Origin of the sequence: Paenibacillus sp. FSL H8-0048 (assembly GCF_038002825.1) — a bacterium.
In the GTDB taxonomy this organism is placed as follows: Bacteria; Bacillota; Bacilli; order Paenibacillales; family Paenibacillaceae; genus Paenibacillus_AQ.
This window is the reverse complement of sequence record NZ_JBBODF010000001.1, coordinates 3,425,534-3,451,141: the sequence shown is the minus strand read 5'-3', so window position 1 is coordinate 3,451,141 and position 25,608 is coordinate 3,425,534. Positions and strand designations below refer to the sequence as shown.

At 53.0% G+C, this 25,608-nt stretch carries 24 protein-coding genes and 1 riboswitch; of the genes, 16 read left to right on the top strand and 8 right to left on the bottom strand.

Annotated features, from left to right (window positions below):
* Nucleotides 1–186 precede the first annotated feature (186 nt).
* Entirely contained in the window at nucleotides 187–708 is a 522-nt protein-coding gene (locus tag NSU18_RS14625; protein WP_341149358.1) for a mismatch-specific DNA-glycosylase, read from the top strand.
* A gap of 557 nt (nucleotides 709–1,265) precedes the next feature.
* Here the strand turns inward: NSU18_RS14625 and NSU18_RS14620 are convergent.
* Nucleotides 1,266–2,225, bottom strand: coding sequence for an MraY family glycosyltransferase (locus tag NSU18_RS14620; protein ID WP_445321860.1), 960 nt, complete (start codon nucleotides 2,223–2,225; stop codon nucleotides 1,266–1,268).
* Between the two features lie 94 nt (nucleotides 2,226–2,319).
* Between NSU18_RS14620 and NSU18_RS14615 the strand changes: the two genes are divergently transcribed.
* Together NSU18_RS14615 and NSU18_RS14610 are read left to right on the top strand one after the other, a co-directional pair.
* Nucleotides 2,320–3,009 (top strand): YjjG family noncanonical pyrimidine nucleotidase, encoded by a 690-nt coding sequence (locus tag NSU18_RS14615; RefSeq protein WP_341151047.1) that lies wholly within the window; start codon nucleotides 2,320–2,322, stop codon nucleotides 3,007–3,009.
* Nucleotides 3,010–3,114: 105 nt separating this feature from the next.
* On the top strand, nucleotides 3,115–3,807 hold the full coding sequence (locus NSU18_RS14610; RefSeq protein ID WP_341149357.1) for a hypothetical protein: 693 nt from the start codon (nucleotides 3,115–3,117) through the stop codon (nucleotides 3,805–3,807).
* A gap of 139 nt (nucleotides 3,808–3,946) precedes the next feature.
* On the opposite strand, the gene NSU18_RS14605 is transcribed toward NSU18_RS14610, so the two are convergent.
* Entirely contained in the window at nucleotides 3,947–4,930 is a 984-nt protein-coding gene (locus NSU18_RS14605) for a ring-cleaving dioxygenase (RefSeq protein WP_341018880.1), read from the bottom strand.
* A gap of 411 nt (nucleotides 4,931–5,341) precedes the next feature.
* Between NSU18_RS14605 and NSU18_RS14600 the strand changes: the two genes are divergently transcribed.
* The 7 genes from NSU18_RS14600 to NSU18_RS14570 all read left to right on the top strand — a co-directional run bounded on the left by NSU18_RS14600 (nucleotide 5,342) and on the right by NSU18_RS14570 (nucleotide 10,792).
* Entirely contained in the window at nucleotides 5,342–6,178 is an 837-nt protein-coding gene (locus NSU18_RS14600) for an AAC(3) family N-acetyltransferase (RefSeq protein WP_341149356.1), read from the top strand.
* Between the two features lie 87 nt (nucleotides 6,179–6,265).
* Nucleotides 6,266–7,198, top strand: coding sequence for a manganese-dependent inorganic pyrophosphatase (locus NSU18_RS14595; RefSeq protein WP_036723453.1), 933 nt, complete (start codon nucleotides 6,266–6,268; stop codon nucleotides 7,196–7,198).
* 163 nt (nucleotides 7,199–7,361) lie between these two features.
* Entirely contained in the window at nucleotides 7,362–7,937 is a 576-nt protein-coding gene (locus tag NSU18_RS14590; RefSeq protein WP_341018883.1) for a hypothetical protein, read from the top strand.
* Nucleotides 7,938–7,958: 21 nt separating this feature from the next.
* On the top strand, nucleotides 7,959–8,660 hold the full coding sequence (locus NSU18_RS14585) for a pirin family protein (RefSeq protein ID WP_341149355.1): 702 nt from the start codon (nucleotides 7,959–7,961) through the stop codon (nucleotides 8,658–8,660).
* Nucleotides 8,661–8,696: 36 nt separating this feature from the next.
* Complete coding sequence (locus NSU18_RS14580; RefSeq protein ID WP_339222501.1) at nucleotides 8,697–9,026, top strand: hypothetical protein; 330 nt, start codon at nucleotides 8,697–8,699, stop codon at nucleotides 9,024–9,026.
* Between the two features lie 183 nt (nucleotides 9,027–9,209).
* On the top strand, nucleotides 9,210–10,304 hold the full coding sequence (locus NSU18_RS14575; protein WP_341149354.1) for a Glu/Leu/Phe/Val family dehydrogenase: 1,095 nt from the start codon (nucleotides 9,210–9,212) through the stop codon (nucleotides 10,302–10,304).
* Between the two features lie 146 nt (nucleotides 10,305–10,450).
* Nucleotides 10,451–10,792, top strand: coding sequence for a DUF6693 family protein (locus NSU18_RS14570; protein ID WP_341018886.1), 342 nt, complete (start codon nucleotides 10,451–10,453; stop codon nucleotides 10,790–10,792).
* A 121-nt stretch (nucleotides 10,793–10,913) separates the two neighbouring features.
* Here the strand turns inward: NSU18_RS14570 and NSU18_RS14565 are convergent, their stop codons facing one another.
* The 3 genes from NSU18_RS14565 to NSU18_RS14555 form a co-directional block, all read right to left on the bottom strand.
* On the bottom strand, nucleotides 10,914–11,585 hold the full coding sequence (locus NSU18_RS14565; protein WP_341023077.1) for a peptidylprolyl isomerase: 672 nt from the start codon (nucleotides 11,583–11,585) through the stop codon (nucleotides 10,914–10,916).
* 146 nt (nucleotides 11,586–11,731) lie between these two features.
* Nucleotides 11,732–13,045, bottom strand: a complete 1,314-nt coding sequence (locus tag NSU18_RS14560; RefSeq protein ID WP_341018887.1) for a voltage-gated chloride channel family protein — start codon at nucleotides 13,043–13,045, stop codon at nucleotides 11,732–11,734.
* Between the two features lie 72 nt (nucleotides 13,046–13,117).
* Nucleotides 13,118–13,179: riboswitch (Fluoride riboswitch) on the bottom strand.
* A gap of 86 nt (nucleotides 13,180–13,265) precedes the next feature.
* Nucleotides 13,266–13,874: a hypothetical protein gene (locus NSU18_RS14555; protein ID WP_341018888.1), complete on the bottom strand. Its 609-nt coding sequence runs from the start codon at nucleotides 13,872–13,874 to the stop codon at nucleotides 13,266–13,268.
* A 270-nt stretch (nucleotides 13,875–14,144) separates the two neighbouring features.
* Between NSU18_RS14555 and NSU18_RS14550 the strand changes: the two genes are divergently transcribed.
* Nucleotides 14,145–16,040, top strand: a complete 1,896-nt coding sequence (locus NSU18_RS14550; RefSeq protein WP_341149353.1) for an ATP-binding protein — start codon at nucleotides 14,145–14,147, stop codon at nucleotides 16,038–16,040.
* A gap of 145 nt (nucleotides 16,041–16,185) precedes the next feature.
* Nucleotides 16,186–18,069, top strand: coding sequence for an ATP-binding protein (locus tag NSU18_RS14545; RefSeq protein WP_341149352.1), 1,884 nt, complete (start codon nucleotides 16,186–16,188; stop codon nucleotides 18,067–18,069).
* Between the two features lie 15 nt (nucleotides 18,070–18,084).
* Here NSU18_RS14545 and NSU18_RS14540 read toward each other — a convergent pair whose 3' ends face one another.
* The 3 genes from NSU18_RS14540 to NSU18_RS14530 all read right to left on the bottom strand — a co-directional run bounded on the left by NSU18_RS14540 (nucleotide 18,085) and on the right by NSU18_RS14530 (nucleotide 21,644).
* A complete protein-coding gene (locus NSU18_RS14540) occupies nucleotides 18,085–18,333 on the bottom strand; it encodes an NHLP leader peptide family RiPP precursor (protein WP_445321806.1) in 249 nt (82 codons plus the stop codon).
* A 74-nt stretch (nucleotides 18,334–18,407) separates the two neighbouring features.
* On the bottom strand, nucleotides 18,408–19,349 hold the full coding sequence (locus NSU18_RS14535; protein WP_341018890.1) for a hypothetical protein: 942 nt from the start codon (nucleotides 19,347–19,349) through the stop codon (nucleotides 18,408–18,410).
* Nucleotides 19,350–19,712: 363 nt separating this feature from the next.
* A complete protein-coding gene (locus tag NSU18_RS14530; protein WP_341149351.1) occupies nucleotides 19,713–21,644 on the bottom strand; it encodes a beta-N-acetylhexosaminidase in 1,932 nt (643 codons plus the stop codon).
* 84 nt (nucleotides 21,645–21,728) lie between these two features.
* On the opposite strand from NSU18_RS14530, the gene NSU18_RS14525 reads away from it, so the two are divergent.
* From NSU18_RS14525 to NSU18_RS14510, 4 genes are all read left to right on the top strand, one after another.
* A complete protein-coding gene (locus NSU18_RS14525) occupies nucleotides 21,729–22,583 on the top strand; it encodes a helix-turn-helix transcriptional regulator (RefSeq protein WP_341018894.1) in 855 nt (284 codons plus the stop codon).
* A 151-nt stretch (nucleotides 22,584–22,734) separates the two neighbouring features.
* Entirely contained in the window at nucleotides 22,735–22,914 is a 180-nt protein-coding gene (locus tag NSU18_RS14520; RefSeq protein ID WP_341149350.1) for a hypothetical protein, read from the top strand.
* 442 nt (nucleotides 22,915–23,356) lie between these two features.
* On the top strand, nucleotides 23,357–24,871 hold the full coding sequence (locus tag NSU18_RS14515) for a sensor histidine kinase (protein WP_341149349.1): 1,515 nt from the start codon (nucleotides 23,357–23,359) through the stop codon (nucleotides 24,869–24,871).
* A gap of 23 nt (nucleotides 24,872–24,894) precedes the next feature.
* Nucleotides 24,895–25,530, top strand: a complete 636-nt coding sequence (locus NSU18_RS14510; protein WP_036693598.1) for a response regulator — start codon at nucleotides 24,895–24,897, stop codon at nucleotides 25,528–25,530.
* Nucleotides 25,531–25,608 lie beyond the last annotated feature (78 nt).

The window sequence follows — 25,608 nt, the reverse complement described above, 5'->3', positions numbered from 1 at the left end:
GTTAGTGTTAGTGTTAGTGTTAGTGCTAGTGTTAGTGTTAGTGTTAGTGTTAGTGTTAGTGTTAGTGCTAGTGCCTTAGTGCAGTGTTATGTCCTCTGCTTCTACTTCAGGTGTACCTGAGTCCGAAGCATGGGTATATTAGATTAGGGCTGCAAAATAATGCGGCCAGTGTAAGGAGGAACGAACATGGAAGAGATACGGGATCATCTGGATCACGGACTCCAGATTGTCTTCATCGGATTCAATCCCAGCATCCGCTCCGGCGAGCTGGGTCATCATTATGCCAATCCGCGCAATAACTTCTGGCGCATACTGCATAAGTCCGGGCTGACGCCGCGGTTATATGAGGCCTCCGAGGACGGGGAGCTGCTGAAGCTGGGGTACGGCTTCACCAACATCGTCGCCCGCCCCACCGTAGGCGCTGAAGATATTACCCGGGAGGAGTACGCCAAGGGCCGTGAGCTTCTGCGGGCCAAGCTGGAGGAATACCGCCCCGAGATTGCCTGCTTTGTCGGCAAGGGCGTGTATACAGAGTTCAGCCGTAGAAGTACAGCTGCCTGGGGCTTCCAGGAAGGCGTTGCTCCGGTGGTGGACGGAGTCCGGGAGTTCGTCGCCCCATCCTCCAGCGGCCTGGTCCGCATGCCAATGCCGGAGATCATCGGCATCTACTCGCAGCTGAGTGACTTCACGGGGGATCAGGAGGTTTGAGGCCGGGCGCGTGTTATCGATGTATGCTGAAAACCGAACACAATAGGGGAGTATAAGGGTGCGCGGACTAAATGTATGCTAAAAACAGCATACATTATGCCAGTACAGGGGGCCGTGGACGAAATGTATGCGAAAAACAGCATACAATGCACCAGCGCAGGGGGCTGTGGCCCGAATGTATGCGAAAAACAGCATACATTCTGCCAGTACAGGGGGCCGTGGACCAAATGTATGTGAAAAACCGAATACAAGATACTGCGAGGGTAAAGGGTGTAGCCGGGTTTGTGGTTTTAAATCGCATCCCGCTTAAACAGCGGAGAGGACGGAACGAATGCGGAAAAGCGATAGCGGTCGCCTTTGTCTCCGGATTTTTACCGATTAGGGAAATAAATAAAATCTGGAGGCAACAGCGATTGTAACATCGTTCCGTTCGCGGAGCGTCCACCCAAGCGCTCGCCTTGATCCTGCTCAAAGATTCCAAACCAAAAAGGCTGTCCCCATCAGTCATTTCATGACTTTTGGGAACAGCCCTTTTCATAATAGCAATAGCAGCCTGCCTACGTCTGGATCAGCAGCAGGATAATGGATGACAGGGAGAGGCAAACGCTGGCCAGATAGAGCACGCCGACCACCTGTTTCTGGTTCAGACCCGCCTTGAGTAGGCGGTAATGAACCTGAGTGGCATCCGCCTGATAGATGGCTTGTCCCTTCAGGAAGCGTCTGATGACGACAAAAATATTGTCGAAGATCGGCACGCCAAGCGCGAGAATCGGAATGAACAGCGACAATACCGTGGCCTGCTTGAAGGCGCCATCCAGCGCAATCACCGCCAGAATGAAGCCGAGGAAGGTGGCGCCGGCATCGCCCATGAAGATTTTGGCCGGAGCCTTGTTGAAGCGCAAATACGCCAGCGTAACCCCGATCAGCGAAATTGCCATAAAGGCAGAAGTAGATTGGCCCATCGTGAGTGCGACTACGAACAGGGTAACTGCCGAGATCGCTGTCAATCCGCCGGCCAGACCGTCCATGCCGTCCGAGAAATTAATGACCGTAGTCACGCCGAAGATCCAGATGATCGTCAGCAGGAACTGCAAAATGAACGGTAGTGAGATATAATCACCTGAGAACGGATTAATGAAGCCGGTAAACGCATTGCCGGAAAAGAACACCAGAACGGCGGCGGCAATCTGTACGATGAATTTGGGCAGAGCCGGGAAATCCTTGCCTTTGGTTTTGTACCAGTCATCTATGGTTCCTATGGTCAGCAGAAGCACACCGCCAATGAACAGGGCGAGCGTCTCCAGGGTGAATTCACGTGCGAAGAGCAGATATGTAATGAAAAAACCTACGAAAATGGCATAGCTTGCGGTTAGCGGGATGGGCTCCCTATGGATTTTGCGTTCAACATCTACCCTCGGCCTGTCTACGAAATCCAGCCGGAAAGCCAGCCTGCCCAGAGGAGGAATCAGCAGATAAACGATAAAAAATGACACGAGAAAAGCTAAACCGTATAAAATGACAATCACCCCGTTGATTTTTTTAAGGCCTAACCCAGATTATATCGCAGAAGGACATATGTTGTCGAACTACATAAGCGAGATGGAGGACAAGATGAAATACGAATGTATCTTATTTGATGCCGATGATACACTGTTCGATTATGGAATGGCCGAGAGTCACGCCTTGAGCCATGCCTTCGCCCACTTCGGGCTGCCGGCAGGCGCGCAGGAGTATGCGGCCAGCTATCAGGAGATTAACCATGCCTTATGGAAGGATTTCGAGCAAGGCTTAATCACCTCTGCCGCCCTGCGGGTGGAAAGGTTCAACCGCCTGTTTACTGCCCGACAGCTCGCGTTCAAGCCGGAGGAATTCAGTGAAGCGTACCTGCGCTTCCTCGGGGAAGGCACCTTCCTGATTCAGGGGGCCGCCGAGCTCTGCAGCGAGCTTGCCGGGTGCAGGCTGGCCGTGATCACGAACGGTATCAGTGATGTGCAGCATGCCCGGATTAAGGGTTCCCCGCTTAGTGAGGTATTCGAGGCGGTGATTGTATCGGAGGAGACAGGCTATCAGAAGCCGGAGGCGGGGATTTTTGATTATACTTTTGAGAGGCTTAAGCTGTCCGACAGACGCAAGGTGCTGATCGTCGGGGACTCCCTGACCTCGGATATCCGCGGCGGGAACAATTACGGCATCGATACGTGCTGGTTCAATCCGCTGGGTAAGCCCGGTGATCCTGAGATCGTGCCTACCTATGAAATCCGCAGTCTGGACGAGCTGGTGGAGATCGTGAACCGCGCGTAAGCGGAATAAAAGGCGGCAGGCAGGTTGAAAGTTTCGCTTCCGTGTTAAATATATAAGGACGCTAAGTCCATACTTTTTTAACAACAACATACGGGAGAGGATATTATGAGAAAAAAATGGCTGATTGCCGCAGTGGTTACCGGCATGACGGTAACAGGCTCGGCAGGGGTGTATGCGGGCACCAAGCTGCAGCAGATCAAGGCTTATCTGAACCATAGTCTGGGTATTGTGGTGGATGGTAATCCTTTTTGGATGAAGGATGGCAATGGCAAAACCCTGACACCGATCACCTACGAAGGTCTCACCTACCTGCCGGTCCAATCGATCGCCACGGTGCTGAAGGTCCCTATCAATTATGACTCGGTCAACTATAAAGTGAGAATTGGAGAAGGCAGCGCAAATATTCCTGCTCCGACTCCTGCTCCGGGAACCTCTGCCGGCGGAGGGAATGCAACTCCTGCTCCAGTAGTGGAGGGAACAGCAAGACCGGTTAATCTGCCTAAGGATTTTCCGATTCCCCAGGATGCCTTAATTGCGATCACCTTAGATACGGATGCTAACGGCCTGAAGAAGGTGGCGTTCACATATTCAACGCAGGAGACACTGGAGATCATGGGCTTCGTGTACAGTGAATATGCGCGGATTAAAGGTCTGGGTAATGCCTCCGAGTCGGTATCGGCCAGCAATGTCAAAATTTCGGGCAGACTCGGCGGGACAAGCCCTGTATCCATTACAGGGAAAGCCTCCACAGCCCGGCCCGGCTTCAATCTGTTCACGATCACCTGGTCGGAAAGCTAATCTGAGCGTGTAGAGTTAAGCTGTTATGCAGGCTTGGCTAACCTAAAAAGAAACTCCGGCTTGTAAAACATCCGGAGTTTCTTCATGTGCAGTTCATCTGAACTAATTCATCGGAATTAATTCACAAGCGCTAATAACATTAGGCCTGCGGACGGGTATCCAGCGGCTTCAGGTGGGCCTCAATCTGTTCGCGCTTTGCTTCCAGGAACGGCGGCAGGGCCAGCGCCTCGCCCAGATGTTCGACCTCCTCATCCGTGGCGAATCCCGGCCCGTCCGTTGCCAGCTCGAACAGAATCCCGTTCGGCTCGCGGAAGTACAGGGAGCGGAAGTAGAAGCGGTCTACAAAGCCCGAGTTCGGGAGCTGTACGCTGCGGATGCGTTCAATCCACTGCTTCAGCTCCTCTTCGTTATCGACGCGGAAGGCTACATGATGCACGCCGCCCCGTCCCAGGCGCTCCTGCGGAAGATCGCTGCGTTCCTCCAGATGGATCTCCGTGCCGGAGCCGCCTTCACCGGTCTCGAACACGATAATATCCGGCTGGCCCGCCACCGGTGAAGGATAACTGCCTGCGCGGCGGAAGCCGAGCAGGTCCTCCAGAATCAGGGCTGTATGCTCAGCGGTCTCGACGGTCAGATGTGCCGGTCCCAGTCCAACAATGGCATACTCGGCAGGAACCGGGCTCTTGGCCCACGGCTTGCCGCCGGGCATACCCTCGTTATGCTCATCCGAGACGAGGATTAGGCGCTGGCCCTCATGGTCGGTGAAGGCCAGCGTCTTGCGGCCGCCGCGTTCGGTGATTTCCTCATGCTCTACACCGAATACGGTGAAGCGCTGTGTCCAGAAGAGCAGGGCATCATCCCCGGGAACACGCAGGGAGAGTGCGGAGATGCTGTTGTTGCCGTCGCGGTTGCGCCCTGCGTTAGGCAGCTCGAAGAAGGTAAGCTCCGTGCCGGGATTCCCGGTCTCATCCCCGTAGAACAGGTGATAGACGGATACGTCATCCTGGTTGACGGTCTTTTTAATCAAGCGGAGTCCGAGCACTTCGGTATAGAATTTGTAGTTTTCCGGCGCTTTGGCGGTAATGGCGGATACATGGTGTAGTCCTTTTAGTGTTAAACTCATGGGAATACCTCCTGAGATATGGGTTGGTTGTTATATAAGACACACTTAAGAGTTGAACTAGAAGCTAGGTCGTCACTGCGGTGAACATTTGGACTTCCGGTCGCTGTTGTATTAGGATTTCCTGATTAGAACCGCTCTTCGCGGTAGAAATCCAAATACAGCATATGCTTTCGAAGCGAGCTTTCCTGCGGAAAGCTTTCAGGCGAACGCTTCCGCTCCTACAGTTCCAAATCTCCCCTCCGCTTCTTTTTGCTTTTTGTTAATTTCTTTAGTGTTTCTTATATAACTTGGTTTGTTATATAAAGAAATTACTTATTAATATTAAGTTACTATAATTTTAATAGTTAATGAGTAATTTTGCAAGGAGTATTTCAAGGACGGTATTTATTATTCAGGAAAGCAGGGGGAATCATGCACACCAGATCAAGTCTGATGAAGCAGCTGGAGAGAATGGGGATTGATCCGCGGGGGACACTGCTGGTCCATTCCTCGCTCAAAAGCATCGGTGAAGTGGAAGGGGGAGCAGATACCGTACTGGATGTCCTCTCAGAATATATGAAGGAGGGGCTGCTGGTCCTGCCTACCCATACCTGGTCTTATATCAACGGGCTGAATCCGCGCTTCTCTGTGCTGGAGTCGCCCGTCTGCGTGGGCATTCTGCCGGAGCTGTTCCGGAAGCGGCCGGGCGTGATCCGTTCCTGGCATCCCACACATTCGGTGGCGGCTTTGGGCAGGGATGGGGCGGTATTCACAGCCGGAGATGAGCGCTGGGACACGCCTTGTGCGCGCGGCTCGGTCTACGGCAAGCTGCTGGACCGGGAAGCGGAGATTATGCTGCTCGGTGTGGATCTGCGGAGGAATACGTTCATTCACGGCATTGAGGAGTGGGTGGATATTCCCGGCCGGATGACGGACGGGCATGAGGCGCTCTATACGGTGACGCCGGAAGGGGAGGAGATTGCGGTGCCTTCACGCAGACACTGCGGACTGTCCTGGTCGCAGCATTTTTGGAAGGTGGAATCCGTGCTGGAGGACGGCGGAGCGCTGCGCAGGGGCAGCTTCGGTGATGCGGCGGTTATGCTCTGCGGCACGGTAGAGACTACGCGTATCCTGAGTGATATGCTCAGAGAGAACCCGGATCTGTTCTCGGATAACGAGCCATTATACGGGGAGGATGCGCCTGAGACGCTGCCGAAGACGAAACGTGGACAAGCTGTACAGATAGTGCAGGAGCATACCAGGAGTTAACCGGGGCCGGATATTTACAGGTCTCTGGCAGGTTTCTATCAATGTATGGTATATTATTCTCACAAAAACATAGTAAGGAGATTGGAAATGACAAAAACTTTGATCTTTGGTCACAAAAACCCGGATACAGATACGATCTGCTCAGCTATTGCTTATGCGGCACTGAAGAAGGAACTGGGCTGGGATGCCGAGCCGGTCCGTCTTGGAGACATCAGCGGAGAGACTCAGTTCGCCCTCGATCACTTCGGGGTAGAAGCGCCGCGCCTGGTGGAGAATGTAGCCGCCGAAGCTGAACAAGTGATTCTGGTTGACCACAATGAACGCCAGCAAAGTGCGAATGATATCGATCAGGTCCGTGTGGTTGAGGTTATTGATCATCACCGGATTGCGAACTTCGAGACCGCCTATCCGCTGTATTACCGGGCTGAGCCGGTAGGCTGTACAGCTACCATTCTGAACAAGCTGTACAAAGAGAATGGCGTGGCCATTCCTAAGAACATCGCCGGTCTGATGCTGTCCGCTATCATTTCCGATTCCTTGCTGTTCAAATCGCCGACCTGCACAGAGCAGGATGTGGCTGCTGCGCGTGAGCTGGCGGTCATTGCCGGTGTTGATGCTGAAAGCTATGGCCTGGACATGCTCAAAGCCGGTGCAGACCTGAGCGACAAGAGCATTGCCCAGCTGATCTCTCTGGATGCCAAGGAATTCAAGATGGGTGAATATAAGGTGGAGATTGCCCAGGTTAACGCTGTGGATGTGAATGATGTCCTGTCCAAGCAGCCGGAGCTGGAAGCAGCGCTTACCGCGATTATTGATGACAAGGGACTGGATCTGTTCCTGTTCGTGGTTACCGATATCCTGAACAACGATTCCGTGGGTCTTGCCCTGGGCCGTGTAGCAGGCGCTGTTGAGCAGGCTTACAATGTGAAGCTGGATGATAACAAGGCTGTGCTGAAGGGTGTAGTGTCCCGTAAATCACAGATTGTACCGGTGCTTACTGAGACGATCGCCAAGCTGTAATTGCTGCTTCCGGGTGTACCCGGAGCAAGAAGGTTGTCCCGTGACCGGCTGTGCCTTTTCCTCAGGAAAAACGTACAGCCGGTTTTATTTTACAATTCACAGCAACTCCTTGCTGCCTGAAGGGTATAAACAGCATAGGACATTATAGAGGGGGACGGGAATAATGGGGAAGATGCGCAAGCTGGCGATTTCAACAATGTGCCTGATGATGGTCTCGGGAGGAGGCCTGCTGTATGCTGCTGCCGGCAAAACAGATCTCTCATTCTATGTGAATAATATGCTGCTTAAGCAGTCAGCACTATCCTCGGATGGTGGGGTATATGTGCCTGTGGAACAGCTTTCCGAGAATATGCAGGCGATTGTATCCGTGGACGAGTCAGCCGGAACGGTCAAGATCTACAAGCCTAATGTGAACACGGTGCTGCTGGATGAGCAGGGCAAGATTTTCGGCAAAGTCAGAATGGATACCAGCAATACCTTCTCTGCCCTGGTGCAGGTGGATGATCTCAAAACAGATATCTCCGATCTGAAAATTACCATTACAGACCCGGCGGGCAAGACGGATGTTGTGGATAACCAGCCAATTACAGAGAAGAAGGACAGCTTCTGGTTCAAATCGGCAGCGTATAATTATAAGGTTACCGACAAGGGGAACTATATGATTCAGGTGTACTTCAAGGATGCTGCGTCCAAGAAATGGTTCATCGTTTCTGAACTGCAGATATCGACCACTTCATAATAACCACAGGAGGCGGTTCCATTGATTACAATCTACCCTGCTGCGTCTGCGCACCAGTTCGACTACGGCTGGCTGAAGGGCAGCCATGTCTTCTCCTTCGGGGATTTCTATGATCCGGATAACACGGCCTTCGGGCCGATGCGCGTCTGTAACGATGATACGATCGCTCCGGGAAAAGGCTTCGGCGCCCACCCGCACAGTGACATGGAGATTGTCTCCATTGTGCTGTCCGGCGTGCTTCGTCATGAGGATAACCTCGGTAATGTTGCGCAGACATCCTTCGGCGGCATTCAGCGGATGTCGGCAGGGACCGGCGCGATTCATACGGAGCATAACCCTTCGGACACTGAGCCGGTCCGCCTGCTTCAGCTATGGTTCATGCCCAAGGTCCGGGGGACGGCTCCCTCCTATGCTACCGGACGCTTCGATCCGGCCAAGCTTGAAGGACGCTTGCTTCCGGTAGTAGCGGCCGAAGCTTCGGAGGAGATTGTCGGGATAGCCCAGGATATGACGATATATCTGGGGAAGGCCGAAGCGGGCGGGCAGCTGGATTTCCGGCAGGAGCCGGGGCGGCGCAGCTTTGTATATCTGGTTGAAGGGCAGCTTACCCTGAACGGGGAGGGTGTGCTGAAGCCGGGCGATTCGGCAAGAATCGAGGACATAGCGCAGCTGGAGCTGAAGGCTGATGAGAATATACTGGTCATGGTGATTGATCTGCCGTAATGAGCGGCGGGACACAGACGTGAAGGAGGAGCGCGAATGGCAGAGCAGGAAAGAGTGCTGGTGAAGCATTCCGTAACCGGGCGCATGCTTGTGAACAGCATGGAGGGAGTGGGGTACACCTTCGATGAGCAGGGCGGGCTGACCTTGATCACCCTGACGAATGTGGCGGCAGATAAGGGCGCTGCGGTGGTGGAGCTGAAGGCGGAGCTTAATGTATTCCGCTTCGAGGAGCCTGCAGACGGGCCGGTCATCAAGCATTGGTACTACGTCGGAGATCAGCCTGTCACCTATGATGCGGACTCCGGGCGCTTAACGATAGCTGTGCAGTCCGAGATCGAATACCGTCCAGATCAATACTGGGCCTGATCCCTTTTGCAGACTCCACCCCATGTGCTTACAACAGGCGTGAGGTTCGGGGTCTGCTGCTTGCTGCGCTTTTATGAAAATAGATGAAAATGGGACAAATGAACTTGACAATACGTTCCAGAACGACTAGCTTTGTTATGAAACGTAACATGTACATAAGAAAAGACGGGAGAAATGAAGCGGATGGAATTGTTTGCGGCGATGGAGCGGGAGGATTACGAGGAAGTGCTGTTTTGTCAGGATAAGGCATCGGGGCTGAAGGCGATTATTGCGATTCACGACACCACGCTGGGACCGGCGCTGGGCGGAACAAGAATGTGGACCTATGCAACGGAGGAGGAGGCGCTAGTTGACGCTCTTCGGCTGGCTAAAGGCATGACGTATAAGAACGCGGTGGCCGGGCTGAATCTGGGCGGCGGTAAGACCGTTATAATCGGTGATCCGCACACAGACAAGAACGAGGCGATGTTCCGTGCCTTCGGCAGATACATACAGGGCTTGAACGGCCGTTACATTACAGCAGAGGATGTTGGCACTACAGAAGAGGATATGGATATCATCCATCAGGAGACCGACTTCGTTACCGGAATATCGGCTTCCTACGGCTCGTCCGGCAACCCTTCACCGGCTACAGCCTTCGGGGTATATCAGGGCATGAAGGCCGCAGCGAAGGCTGCCTTCGGCAGTGATTCCCTCGCAGGCAGAACCGTCGCCGTGCAGGGTGTCGGCAATGTCTCCTTTACACTATGCAAGTATCTGCATGAAGAAGGTGCACGACTGCTGGTTGCAGATATTCATAGTGAGGCAGTGAACCGGGCTGTCCAGGCATACGGGGCAACGGTTGTAGAACCGGGCGACATTATTGGGGCAGATTGTGATATCTATGCGCCATGTGCGCTCGGTGCCACCATTAATGATGAGTCGCTCCCGCGGCTTAGAGCCAAGGTGATTGCAGGAGCTGCCAATAATCAGCTCAAGGAGCCGCGTCACGGGGACGCGCTGCATAAGATGGGGATTGTCTACGCCCCGGACTATGTCATTAACGCCGGTGGCGTTATTAATATTGCTGATGAATTGAACGGTTACCACAAGGAGCGGGCGTACAAGCAGATCGCCCGAATCTATGACAGCATCACCCGTGTGCTGGAGATCTCCCGTTTGAAGGGGATTCCGGCCTACGCGGCTGCGGATCAGCTTGCAGAAGAACGGATATCCCTGCTTCGCAACAGCCGCAGCACTTTCCTGCGGAACGGTCAGCATGCCCTAAGCCGGAGATAGGCTGCCCGAGTGGGCGGCTAATTTCGACTTCATTCTACTTTTTATCCATTACCAGTTAGAATTGTGAGAAATGTAGTAGTGCCCAGCATGGATAATAAGGAAAATAGAACCAGGAATAATTTTGCATGAATGAAAGGCGGAGACCCATGGGAGCACTGCACATTACGGCAGAGATGAATTATGGAAGCAGGGAATCTTATTTTGACGGGAAGCTTATTGAGTACATTGGGTGGTGTCTCGCTGGCTGGCTGGTTACGGTCTGTACCTTCGGTATCTGCTATCCCTGGTCAGTAGTAATGCTCTACCGCTGGAAGGTCGAGCATACCGTGGTGGAGGGGCAGCGTCTGCGGTTCGACGGTTCAGCCGTCAGCCTGTTCGGACAATGGATCAAGTGGTTCCTGCTGACGGTGATCACGTTTGGAATCTACGGCTTCTGGGTGTTCATTAAGCTGGAGCAGTGGAGAACGAAGCATACCCACTTCCAATAAGTAGCCGCATGCTTCAAATATACTTAAGATATGAAGAAGAGCCATCCTCCGGTTATGGGGGATGGCTCTTCTGTGTAGATTTTGAAGCAAGACCGGACTGTGCAGCCTGCTTGCGGTTTGATTATTGGACTTTCTGCGGCTCGGGATAAGTAACGCCAAGCGTATCAACGGTGACCTTCTTCATCACCGGCGGCTGATCCGGACGGTCATTCTTGCCACGCGGCAGACTGACGATGGCCTGGACCGCTTCGAGTCCTTCAGTAACCTTGCCGAAGGCAGCGTAATCGCCGTCAAGGCTTGGATAAGCTGCGGCCATAATGAAGAACTGGGAGCCTGCAGAGTCCATAGGCTTGCTTCTCGCCATGGACAGTACGCCTTCTGTATGCAGCAGATTATTGGTGAAGCCGTTGTTGTTGAATTCTCCGGCAATGCTGTAGTCCGGTCCGCCCATACCTGTGCCATCCGGGTCCCCGCCCTGGATCATGAAGCCTGGAATGACCCGGTGGAAGATGGTTCCGTCATAGAAGCCCTTCTTGATCAAAGAAATGAAGTTGTTGACCGTATTGGGGGCAACCTCGGGATACAGCTCGGCCTTAATAACAGCGCCGTTATCCATCTCGATCGTAACCACCGGATGGCTGGCTGTGGCTGAAGGCACGCCTTCTGTAGCGGTGACGCTCTCCTGCGGTGCTGCGGTGGCCTCGCTGCCTGCTCCGGTGCTGCTGTTACCATTGGCATTATTATTCACTGGCTTATTGCCGCAGCCCGCCAGAATGACGAGCATCAGGCACATCACCGCAAGCAGGATGACAGGTTTTCTTGTGATAGACTTCACTTCAGAATCTCTCCTTCTTGAATAATGTGGTGCATTCACCTCTGTATCATACCTTCTTTGTCCTGCTTCTGGCAAAGTCTGCTTCTGCGGCCGGCCGGATTCCGCTACTTTGGTGCGGGGTGCTCCTTGGCGGAAGCGAGCGTCGTTCCTTCGGGAACCGGCAGTAAAGCGCTTTTGGAGATGCCGATGAGCTGGGAGCTGTAAATTCCGCTGTGTCCGGAGAACAGATAGCTGATGATGCAGGCGATGAACATATAGACCGCTCCGCCGGAGCCGAACAGCTCGATGCCCATTATGAAACAGGCAAGCGGTGTATTGGTTGCTCCGCAGAAGACAGCGATGAAGCCGAGTGAAGCTAGGAAAGGCCCATATAGATGAAGCACTCCGGCCAGGCTGCTCCCCAGAGAAGCTCCAATCGCGAATAGAGGCGTTACTTCGCCGCCCTGGAAGCCGGTCCCCAGAGTGAATGCGGTGAAGATCAGCTTCCATAGAAAAGCAAAGGGCGATACGCCGTCTTCGAAGGAGCTGCTGATCAGCGGAAGGCCCAGCCCCAGATAGTCCCGGGAACCGGCTATGTAGACCAGGGCAATAATGATTAGTCCGCCGGCGGCGCTTTTGAGCATAGGATTACGGATTATGGCGGTGAAGGTCCGCTTCAGATAATGGGTAAGCTCACTGAACAGCAGGCTGCACATGCCGAAGAGGATAGAGGCGATTATAACCTTGACCAGCACCAGCGCATCCATAGCTGGGAAGACATCCACCTGATAATGGATATGGTGAACGCCCCACAAGCGGGAGGCCACCAGATCACCGGTGAAGCTGGCGGCAAAACAAGGCAGCAGCGCCTTATGGCTGATCAGCCCGATGGCGATCACCTCCAGGCCGAACACCGTTCCGGCCAGCGGGGTGCCGAAGATGGAGCCGAAGCCGCCGCTGATGCCGCACATCAGCAGGATTCGGCGGTCCACCGGACCGATTCTGAGCCAGCGGCCGAGACTGTCTGCCAGACTGCCGCCCATCTGCACAGCCGTGCCTTCGCGTCCGGCTGACCCGCCGAAGAGATGGGTAATCAGCGTGCCGCCAAGAACGAGCGGGGCCATGCGCAGCGGAATGGCTTCGTTGCCCTGGCGGATCTGCTCCAGGATCAGATTGTTACCCTTCAGGCTGCTCTTGCCGTAACGCATATACATTAAGCTGACGAGCGCGCCTCCCGCCGGAAGCAGGAAGAGCAGCCAGGCATGCTCCAGCCTTACCTGGGTGACCGCGTTCAGACTTGCCAGGAACAAGGCTGAGGCACTTCCTGCCAGCAGCCCGACCATTCCCCCCAGGATCACCCACTTCACAAATGTACTCCAGAGTGCAAGCTGGTTCTGGCGCGCTGCAAGCTCGGCCCACCGTTCATACTTCCTCTTCATTATGGCTTATGCCCCCCGACCCGAAATCAATACTGCCCTGAAATCAAAACAGACTCCTACCAGCGAAGTTAACCACTGGTAGGAGTCATTAGCCCCGAAGGGCGGTTATGGCGAACTCCATCGCCGCAACTGAATGAAACTATCGTAAGCCGATTGTCTCCAAAAGTCAATATGAACCTGGACCGTGGGTGTACGCTCCGGCAGGGACGCTTAGCCGTATCTACTCCTCACCGTTCGAGCCGTTCAGCACATCGGTGCCGGGCATGGCATCCGGGTCCGGGGAGACCGGGTCAACGCTGCTTCCGGGAACCAGCTCATCCGCATCCGGGACATCCTCCAGCGGAGCGGCCTCCTCCGCTTCTTCGGTCACCTCTTCCTCCGTATCCGCATAATCAATGACGCTGCCGGTCAATCCGGCTGCGCCGGCCGTGTATATAGCATCCGACTCCAGCAGCTCATCCCGCTGCGGACCGGGGGTGGCAGAAGCATGAACAGGACGGTTTGCGCGCGGCCCAAGCCCGGAGTCCGGCACATTCAGGCCGATATCGGCTGCAAGAATAGGATCGCTCTCAAGCGCCGGATCCGAGCCGTCATCCACTACACCGTCGAAATCGATCGGTGTGAAGTGAGCAGGGTCATGACTGGCCAGTGCAGATTCCAACGGGCGGTTCCCGGCGCCAGCGGTTTCCTCACTGGGACTTGGCTCAGTAATCGTGCCAAGCGGGCGTAATTCTTCCAGCGGGATATCCTGCTCCGGGGAGACACCGCCCATTTTGGTATAGCGCTCATATGCAAAGTCGGCTTCCGTCTTATTGAATTCGTTGCCCATCGTCAATCAGCTCCCTTTTCCCTTGTTGTAGGTCTTCTTCATCTTATAGTACAACTATACCCGTTTAAGCAGCGGCGAATCTGTCTTGGCATCCAGGCAGAGCATTTGATTAATATATTCATTTCTCCGGCAAAATAACCGGAATAGATGGATTAACCGAGCCGTTTCGAGGTTATTTGCAGTCTGATGGCAGGTATTGTGCAAACGTTGTCGAAAATAAGAATCATATGGACTATATAAATACAACTAATGATTCACTGAGGTGCCACAATGAAGTTAGCATCAACCAAAACAGCCGCAGTTCTCATCATGCTGCTGCTTGTAATAACCATTATTCCGGCGGGGATCGCCATAGAATGGGACGGACATACCGAAGCGGAAATTCCGGCCTGGGAGCTGAAGTGGGAAACGGCTGAAAATAGCGGCATAGAAGCTGCAATGACAGTGCGGGCCGCTGAATGGACATGGGTACGGGCCAGGGAGGCCAGGCCTCTTCCGCCATCTGGTACCGCTTCCGCCTGGATGCGGCTTACCTTGCCCCCTGCAGGGGCAACCCCTGCTATTCTGATCGATAGAGTATTTGGCGATAACCTGAAAGCATACATAGACAACCGGCTAATCTACGATTCCAGCGGGGATGTGGAATATAGCGGCAACAAGGTGCTGATTCCGCTCCCGGCACAAGACAGTGCAAAGCGGCTCTATCTGTGGAATGCGGGCAGCGGGGAGTTTGGAATCGAGGGGAATGTAAGGGTCGGCAGCTACAATCAGCTGCTGTCCTTTTATGTGAAGCAGGATCTGGTGGACGTTGTGCTTGGAGCCGCCATGACTTTCATGGCCGGAGCGTTACTGATCTGCCTGCTGTTCCTTAAGCCTGAATTTTTCTACAGCGGTTTCTTTCTGGCCCTGGTCATTCTGTCCTTTGGAGTGCTGTTGCTGACGTACTCCCCGTTTCTGACACTGATTCTAAGCCGGGGAGATCGTCTCAGACAGATCAGCTTCGATTTGGCCCTGTTTACCATTATGCCGGCGTTCACGCTTTATTTTGAGCAGTTATTCGGACCGGGCAAGCGGGGATTCACTACCCGGGCGCGTAAATTTCAGCTGGCCTATTCCCTGTTCTGTACCGCAGCGCTTATTCTGAACGCCGCAGTGTCCTTCCGGCTGGACGCGTTGTATTCTATTCTGACTATTAACGCAACCGGTGTACTAATGATTGCCCAGCTTATCTACCTGCTGTTCTTGGCGTTTTCTTATGCCCGAAGAGGCAATTCAGATGCTATTCTGTTCACTGGCGGCTTCTCTGTATTTGCCGTGGTCTCTGTGGCGGAGCTGCTGCGGTACTTCCTTTCAATGGAGAGGTATCATCTATACTGGTGGAAATGGGGCATGGTGGTGTTCATTCTTTCCCTGATTGCTATTCTGGGGAAAAGGTTTGCAGGAAGCCACGAGAAGGCGCTGGAATACGCCAGGGAGCTGGAGAAATTCAATAATGAGCTGCAGCGTTCGGAGAAAATGGAGATTATCAGTGAGCTTGCCGCCTCTGTAGCCCATGAGGTACGTAATCCGCTCCAGGTCACACGCGGTTTCCTGCAGATTCTGGGGGAGCGCTCAGGCAATAAGGAGAAGGAGTATCTGAAGATGGCTGTAGGGGAGCTGGACCGGGCCTCGGTGATCATTACCGATTTCCTGACCTTTGCGAAGCCGGGCTCGGATATTGTGGATGTATTCGAAGTCTCGGGGGAGCTGAAGCATGTGTCGGGAATCCTGCTGCCGCTGGCTAATCTGCAGGGCGGCTCGATAGAGCTGCGTCTGCAGCAGGAGCTTCAAGTGACGGGCAGTCCGGCCAAATTCAAGCAGGCATTCATTAATCTGATCAAGAACAGCATTGAATCACTGCAGGAGGAGGGGCAGATTGTCGTAACGGCCTGGAGAACGGGCGACTGGGTAATCATCAGCGTGAAGGATAACGGCGAGGGAATGAAGGTCAGCGAGCTGGCCCGGCTGGGCGAGCCGTATTACTCCAATAAGACCAAGGGCACGGGACTTGGCCTCATGGTCACCTTCCGTATTATTGAGGCGATGAACGGCACGATTGAGTTCCACAGCCGCAAGGGCGAAGGGACCGAAGTGCTTATTAAATTGCCGGCCTCCAACAGTAATTAGAAAATATTTTTGTTTATTCCGTTTTTTTGAAGGGATGGGCAGAGCATGGGGCGAAATATTAACACTACAGAACTTTACTTCTAAAACTTTCCTCTGAGGTGCTTGCATGTCTTTGATGGTCAAAAGTTTACATACAGCGTTCGTATTGTTTCTGCTTTGCCTAACCTGCGGAGGTCTTCAGGTATCCGCGCAAAGCGCCTCCCCCGCCAGTGAGATCAGACATTGGCAGATGAAGTGGCAGGAGGGGCCGGATGATGGCGGGCTTCAGGCTCCGGTAAAGGAAGAACAGGGGTGGATCGATGTGGAGGCGAAGGCCGAGATGCCGCGCAAGCCTTCCGGGGTATCCTCCGCCTGGACCAAGATTACTTTGCCCTCCTATCATTACGTGTCCCCCTCCGTCTATATCCAGACGATTTATGCGCTGCATGTGAAGGTGTATGTGGAGGACCGGCTGGTTTTTGAAGGGGATCGCGGCTTTATTATGGATAATTATTCCTTGCTTGTGCCCCTGGACATGCGGGATAACGGAAAGACGCTCTATATCTGGACGCAGACGCTCCAGGACCGGATCGGAATCAAGGAGCAGGTGATGCTCGGTGAGCATACTATTCTAATCAAGGACTATATCAAAAACGGACTTATAGATGTGATTCTGGGCGGCGCGTTTATCTTTGTGGCGGCGGTGCTGTTTGTGTGCGCATTTTTCCTGAACAAGGAGTATTTCCCCGTGGCGGCTTCGCTGTCCATTGTCATTGCCTCTACCGGAGTGCTGTCCGTAACCTATTCTTCCTTCACTTATACCTTCTACAGCTATTTGGGCGGGCTCAGTGTATTTTTGTTCGATGTGGCACTGTTGTCCCTCTTACCTGCACTGACCTTCCTGTTCGAGAAAATATTTGGTGCGGGCAAATACGGCATCATCCGCAGGTTCCGCAAATTTCAGATGGCCTATTCCTTATTCTGCTGTGTCCTCCTTATTATTAATGCACTATCCGGGGGCCGGTATCTGAAATTCTATTACTTCATCTCTACCAACATTGTCGGCATTATTATGATTCTTCAATTCATCCTGCTGATCGGCTGCGTTATTGTGTTCTCTCTGAAGCGCAACAAGGATGCGATCATCTTCGCATGCGGCTTCGGTACGGCTGCTCTTACCGGGATCTTGGAGCTGCTGTGGTATTATCTCAAACGCGGGAATTATGATCTCTTCTACTGGAAGTGGGCGCTGGTTGTGTTCATTCTCTCACTGATTGTGATTCTGGGTCGTCGGCTGGCGCAGAACCACAGCCAAGTGGTGAAGTATTCGCAGGAGCTGGAGCTGTTCAACAACGAACTGCAGCGTTCGGAGAAAATGGAGATTATCAGCGAGCTGGCAGCATCGGTAGCTCATGAGGTGCGTAACCCGCTCCAGGTAACCCGGGGGTTCCTTCAGCTGCTCAGCGAGAAATCGAGCGGGGACGAGCAGAAATACCTGACCATGGCGCTCAGTGAGCTGGACCGGGCGGCGAGCATTATTACCGATTTTCTGACCTTTGCCAAGCCGGAATTTGAACAGGTCTCCCTGCTCTATGTGAATGAAGAGTTCATGCATATCCAGAGCATCCTGCTGCCCTTATGCCATTTGAACGGTGGCAAAATGATTCTCGAGGTGGAGGACGGCCTGTGGGTCAAAGGGAATTCCTCGAAGTTCAAGCAGGCGATGATTAATATCATCAAGAACAGCATTGAATCCCTGGGGGAGGAAGGCACGATTCATCTGCTGGCCTACAGCCGGGGAGATAAGGTGCATATTCATATTAAGGATAACGGGGCAGGCATGGAACCGTCTGTGCTTAGCCGTCTGGGCGAGCCGTATTTCTCTTCTAATAAGACAAAGGGCACGGGGCTCGGGCTGATGGTTACCTTCCGTATTATTGAAGCTATGGAGGGCGAAATCCGTTTTATGAGCAAAAAAGGAGCCGGAACCGAGTCCATCACCATTCTGCCGCGTGCAGAAGGGTCGGACGATTCCAACTCCCGATCATAATATGACTTGAATATGCTACCAGGTTCCCATTGGGGTGATACGTGTCTTCATTACATCAGAAGAAGGGCTTGGGGGAATGACCAGATAGAATTCATTGGAGCCTTCCTCAACGGTCTTCAGTGTAATGTTGTCAGGAAGGTTGATGCCCAGCGCCTCCTGGAGCGCTGCCTTCGGATCTGCAAGCAGTCTTTGTTTGAAAGCCGGATCTTCCCACGCCTTCTGAATCACCTGATTCTTAAGAACTCCTACTGACAATAGAATCACCCTTTCGAAATGGTTATAATTGCCTTTTTAGTATAGCATAGGCCATTCTATAATTCTATTGCTATTTACATAAATTATGAGAGATTCAAGTGCGTAGACAGCCAGTAATCAAGCCCCCCGCCCAGCAGTATTTGCTTCTGCTCTTCAATGGCCGTGGCGATCTGGTGCAGGTTCTGCACGAGCACGAGATGGAAGGATACCAGCAAGGGCAGCTGTAAGCTGGCCTCCTCCAGCATCAGATGGTTAGCTTGGGCCGTTGCTGCATATCCTGTGAGTCCGCCTGCTACATAGATGAAGTCCTTCACTGTTGATTCAGCGAGTGGCTCTCCGGCTGCAATCCCGGTACTGGAGCGTACCAGTGACAACAGGCAGTTATAGCTGCTGTCCTTCAGATCCTGCTCCCAATCTTCGTAGTCGTCAAGCATTTGCAGGGTCAGCAGCAACGTGTGAATCATCTCTTCGGCCTCAGGAATGGAGGAGGACTGGCCGGAGAGCAGCAGCGCGGCCGTGCTGCTGAGCTTGAGCGGGCTGGCCTTATGGGAGATACGGATGCGGTCATTCAGGAAGTAATCGCTGCCGGCTTCACCGCTCACGCTGTCCGCCCACTCACTGATGTAACGGCTGAAGCAGGGCCAAAAAGGGGAGTCTGCCGGGAACAGCGGAAGGTAGGTTGCCAGAAACTCTACATAGAGCAGATTGGCAAGTGGTAGCGCTTGCATTGCCGAGGCCTCCGGACTGTCCATCAGGTCATCCTGGAGGAAGAAATAGAGCATGAGGAAGACGTTGCCTGCGGACATCCTGCGGACCAGTTCAGGACTCAGGCCACAAGGGTCCTGGAGCCAGAAGGGGAGCAGGTAACAGATGTAATTCTTATGGCTGTCCGGGTTGAACACGTTGAACTGATCGAGATATGACAGGCCGCGGGCGTTAAGCGGCTCTGGAAACGCAGAGATTACCCTGCGGTTCTCCTCAAAAACCACACGGAGCTCGTCCTCATAAGCATGAAGCCAATCCATAGACTTATCTCCTGTCAATTATGTATTTTATTTTAAATATTAGGTAAAAAGTGGTTATTTGATCTTATTATAATCCTGCCCTGCTCCTAATTCAATCTAAAGTTTGTTTCTGTAAAAAACAGCATACATTTGCTGGCGCGGAGGCGTGAGGCCCGAATGTATGCGAAAAACAGCATACATTTGCTGGTGCTGCCGCTTTTACGCGGGTCATTCCGTTCACTCCACTGTATAAGCGGAAAAAGATTCTTCAAAATCTTTCTAAATCAAAAAAAGAAACCACCCCTTGGTGAAATGGAGTACCTGCACAACCATTTCAAAGGAGAGGTTTCTTCTGTATGTTCTATTGTTCTTCCGTAATGTAATCTACCGAACTGCCTCTGCGTCCAGCTTGGCGGCAAGCTCGGCGTATTCCCCACGCAGGCGGACCAGCTTCGAGACACTGCGCTCCAGGCCGCCCGGCCGGTTGCGCCGGCTCCATAGCTGGCGGTACTCGTGCAGCAGCAGATCCAGGTCATGGATCAGCGCCTGAACCTGCGCTGCCTGGGGCTTCGGCTCGGCTGACGCAAGCTGGTGCTTGAGCCGGGTAAGCTGCACGGCATGCTTCACGAAGCGGATGCCGCTCTGAAGCTCTTCTATGACCAATCCGGCGTCGCTGCAATCCATAACCGGCTGCTCAAGCCTGGCTTCGAGGCCGAGGATGTATTGCTCCAGCTGGTCAAGCTGCTCTGCAGGGAGCTTAACAGCCAGCTGTACATGCTCCAGATGGCTTCGCAGCAGCATGGACATCTCTGTATCATTCGGGCGGACCGTGCCCGACTCCAGCTTATAGTAGTTGCCCAAATCAAGCAGCAGTTGCCCGATGGTTCCAGAGCGGTCTTGGAAGACTGCCGTGTTCAGATAATGCGCCACATCCGCCTCCAGATTCCCCTCTACATTCCAGGCCAGTGCTGCCCCGTAGGCGAATCCGGCATAGCTGACCGGCAGATGCTGCCAGTGGCCGAAATCGCCCCAGTCGGTAATCAGGTAGCCGATAGCGCCGTTTCTCTTGCCATGTACCGCAGCACTGCGCAGATTGGCGAGCATGTTGTCCGTTCGCCCGGTGAGCGAATTCCAGGAGCTGGTCCCCGGACAGACATAGAAAGGGATGCCTGCTTCCTTGAATTTGCGGGTATCCGCTTCAAACGGATGGGCCGTGCTGTACCCCCACTCCATGGCGATGATATCCTTCGGCAGCCGGGGGATCAGCTCAGGATGCTGGATGATGATATCGCCCCAGAATTGCATGGTTTTGCCGCGCTGCTTGACCAGCCCGTGAATCTTTTGCAGGAAGGAGAGGTATAGCTCGCCCTTGCCGGAAGACTCCGCCAGCGCCTGACTTGCGCCAAGTCCCAGTTCATAGGTCTCATCGCAGCCGACATTGAACATCTCTGAGCTGAAGTAGGGAAGGAGGTCATCGTACATCGTGCCCAGAAGCTGCAGTACCTCGGGGTCCTCCGTATGGAAGGTGCCGGGATGCATGAATAATCCTTCCGGGTATAAATCGCTATCGTACATCTGATCCGGGAGCATGAAGCCTGCGGGGATCTCTGCCAGGTGGTTGAACTCCGGCCGGGTCAGCCAGCCCTCCATATGGCCGAAGCTATTTTGATTAGGCACCAGCTCAATATACCGCTCGCGGCAGTAGGCATCTAAGCGCAGAATTTCATCGCCCGTGAGCGGAGTTTCCAGCTCCCATACCTGCGGGAAAGACTCGTAAGCGAATGGAGCTCCTTCTATATATAGCTGCAGCTGATTCAGCTTGAGATCCGCCATGAGATCAATGATCCGGTACAGGGTATCCAGCGTGGGGATTTTGTTGCGGCTGATATCAAGCATCAGTCCTCTGGCCGCGAAATCCGGCTGATCGCAGATATGCAGATAAGGAAGTGTCCGGCCGCACTGCTGCAGGAGCTGCTTCAGCGTTGCGGCTGCATAATAAGCACCTTGCGGGGAACCGTAAGCGGCAGTTAGGCCTTCTTCGTTAATGTGCAGCTCATAGGCACCTTCTGCAAGCAGTGCGTTATAGCGGAAAGTACATGCAGGAACTGTGGAAGACCGCTGCCCTATGGACAGAGGCAGATTGAGACGGACCGCCCCGGATGCGATCTGTTGAAGCCTGCGTGCTGCGGGAAGGGCGGACAACTGGTCCTCACTGGCCAGCACAATGCTGCCCCGGGAAGGAAGGTGGAACTGTCCTGCGGATACCGTGACCTTTTGCGGGCGGGGGAAAAGCTGTAAGTGAACAACATCAGACATAGCGTGGACACCTCTTATTCATGTAGAATATGATCATCTTCATTATCAACATATCACTCCTGAACACATGGAGGAATGCAGTGTATGCCCAAGCTCATGGATTATATGATCAGCCCGTATCCAGTAAGAATTATTGATCCGAAGGTGGAGGCCGCCAGGCTGCGCCTGAAGTCGATTCGTGTCGGGCAAGCCGGCCATCTGCCGGGAAGAACGCTGTTTCGTTCGGGGGTCACCTTTGAACACTGGGCCCTTGTATATATAGTCGCAGGAGGCGGAACTTATACAGAGAACGGAGGAGCAGAGCAGCAGGTCCATGAGGGAAGCCTGTTTTTTTTCAGACCTGGTTATCACTACAGCTTCGGACCGCCGCCAGGCGGGTATTGGGATGAATACTATATTAATTTCAGCGGAAGCCGTGTCACCGAATGGCTCGAAGCCGGTATGATTGCGGGTGGAGAGGTAACCCGGGGAGATAAGGCGGAAGGGCTGGAAGCGTCTTTTGAAAAGGTTCTGTCGTACATGGCGGGGGATGTTCCCGGTGATGCGGACCGGGCTGCACTGCTGCTGGAGGAGATGCTGTTGGAATGCTCACTGCAGCTCCAGGGCAGCCGCCGCCCGTGGCAGCAGGAAGCCATGCCGCTGATCCGGGAGGCGCTGAATGCCTGTATCTATGAGAAGCCCGATCTGCCGAAGATGGCTGAGCGCCTGCACCTCTCCATGTCTACACTCCGGCGCACCGTGCGGCGGAGCAGCGGGTATCCACTGCATGAATATATCCACCGGCTGAAGATGGCCGAGGCCAAGCATTTGCTGCTTAATACCTCGCTGCAGGTGCAGGAGATAGCGGGAATGCTTCATTATAGGGATAGTTTTTATTTTTCAAGGCTATTCAAAAAATATATGGGCCTCTCTCCGCAGACCTGCCGGAATCATATATGATTGAATAAACGACAAATTTCTACTTTTTACCTCTAAATGAGCTTGGTATAATGTCGTATTTTGCAGATTATTGTTGACACACGAAAAAAAACAGTGCTATGCTCTAGATAATATTAGCAGTTCTAGAATAGTACTTCTAGACTAGCCGGAGATGAGACTATTGAGAGAGTATTACTGCATCAGTTGCCGCAGTCTCCATAAAGTGGTAGGACCAAGTCATACCTTGCGTATTCTGTTCACCGGGTATCATATCGTTGGCGAACAGCGCTATCAAATTTGTATATGCAATAAGGCCAAGCTGGAGCAGGCTGTTCCGGCGGCGACTGAATAGACTGTGCCGGGTGAACTCACCGGATAACTGGAGACATCCTGTCTTTGGAAGAGCCTGTCCCTGAAGGGGCAGGCTCTTTGTCATGCCTGGAGCCGAACTGGATAATATTGCATGCGCTATCATTTGATAAGCTGGATAGAGTTGGTTAATTTTTCATGAAAAAAGAAGAATTATACCCATTTTATTTTCAAAGTAAACGCTATCATTAGAAAACGAAACTTGTTATTGTGATTTTTCTCATGTATGATGCTTTTAAACATAGCTTAGAATAAACTCGAATTTTCCACAAACTGGAGAATAGGGTGGTGGGATGAACATTAAATTAACAGCAGAAGATCGCACTATCGCCTTTTTTAGAATCTTTTCTTTGTCCCTCACATCGTTTATGTACCTCATGGTTCCTGCGGGACCTTCCGTAATATACAAATCCCTACTAATCATCGTGCTATTCTTATTTGCCCAACTATTCCCGTACTATTACCGGAGGTTCCATGCAAAAGCCCGTCCGCTCATGCTCTTGATCAGCCTGGAGACGGCACTCATTGCGGTGTTGATGTTATTTACTGGAGGATACGATAGTCCTTTTAAGCTATATGTACTGAATCCTGTGCTGTTTGCGGCGGGTGCGTTATCTTTTTATTTTGCCTGGAGCCTGATTGTGGGCTATATTGCCATTGTGGCAGCATCGGGCTATATGGATTCCGGTTCTCCCGGTCCTACGATTCCAGAAATTATGCTTGCCAATGGTAACCTGTTTCTAGCCCTGGCTCTCGCGGTTATAGTTATGCAGATGGTTAAGGGGATAAAGCGGCAGCGGGAGGAAGCGAACGCGCGGACCAACGATACCATGGAGCATATCAAATCGCTTTATCACATCGTGGAAACATCGAGCCAGCATGACTTCATGAATATTGGCCAAGTCATTACCGATTATGTGGTCAAGCTTACCAAGCTGGAGAAGGCCCTGTTCTGGTTCGCCAAAAAAAGCGGGGAGCCTGCTCCGCAGAGCCGTCAGACAGGATGGCAGCATGAGGAGGAGCGCTTTCTGTTCATGGAACTGGAGAAGCATGAGCATGAATGGAGGCTGCAGCGTGAACCGGTATTCAAAAGTATGCCGGGAATCGGTGACTTCCTGTTGATGCCGGTAAGAATGAGCACCCGGTTCGTCGGGATGATTGGCGTGAAGCTGGAAGCCTCGGAAGGGCTGGAGGGCCGCCGGTGGTACATCCAGCAGCTGATGTTCCTGTCGGAGCTGAGTGCGATTATTCTTGAGCGCCATGAGCTGGGCGTGATCGAGAACCGGCTGATCATCACGAACGAGCAGAACCGGATCGCCGATGAGATGCATGACAGTGTGTCCCAGAGTCTTTTCGGCATCGTCTATGCGACCCATTCCCTGAAGCAGACCTGGCGGAAAATGTCTGAGCGGGAGCTGGAGGAGCAGATTGAGCTTATCCATGATTCAGCCACCAAGGTGGCCAAGGAGCTGCGGATTACCATCTACAGCCTCAGCTCCAAGAAGAGCGGCGGCCCAAGCTGGCTTGGGATGGTGCGCTCGCATCTGAAGAGCCTCTCCCGGCTTAACGATGTTGAGATTGAACTGAAAATAACGGGGGATGATTTCAGTCTCCCTTATCCTTACCACAAGGCACTCTTCCGGATTATCTCCGAAGCTACCGGCAACGCCATACGACATGGTGCTGCCAGCCGGGTGGATGTAGAACTGTCACTTAAGCCGAAATGGATTAGACTATCGATTGTCGACGATGGCGTCGGTTTCGATGCCGATCTGATCTGGGCTGAATCCGAGGATCACTCAGGCGGACTGGGAATGAAGAATATGCAATATCTGGCACAGTCCCTTGGAGGCGATTTCCAGTTAACCAGCAGCGAGAACGCTGGAACCAGAATTTTAATCTCTATACCTGTCGGTGTGGCTGAACTGAAAAATGCATAAACTTTAGGCAGGAGGTCGTTCAAGTGAAAATCGTCATTGTTGATGATCACCCTTTGGTGAGAAGAGGATTGGCATCTGTGATATCGATGCAGTCCAATCTGCAGTTTGCCGGCGAAGCAACGAATGGCCAAGAAGCTCTTCTCGTCATTGAGGAGATACAGCCTGATCTTGTGCTGATTGATCTGAAGCTTGCCGATGAATCGGGCCTGGATATTATCAAGGAAGCACGCGTGCGGGGATTCTCATGCAAGTTCATCCTGCTTACGTCCTCAGCCAGCCGGGAAGATTTCCTGAAGGCGGAGGAAGTGCTGGTAGACGGTTACGTACTGAAGGAAGCTCTGCCTGAGGAATTGCTGTTTGCAATTCAACTGGTCCACAAGGGCAGGAAGTATTACGATCCTGGCCTGATGGAAGATAAGATGCGCATGAGCGGCAGCAGTCCGACGGATGAGCTTACACCCAAAGAGAAGGAAGTTCTGATCGAGCTGGGACAGGGGGCCTGCAACCGCGAGATTGCTTCACGCCTGTTCATCAGCGAATTCACCGTCAAGAAGCATGTCAGCCAGATTCTGGCGAAGCTGCAGGTGGCGGACCGGACGCAGGCGGCCTTATACGCCAATGCGGTCGGGCTTACCAAATATGAGATGTCATACGATTAATAATCATCCCTGTGAATGATCGGGGACGGAGCACGGACCACGTTGTCCGTGTTTTTTTGCGTTCCGGGAAATCAATGA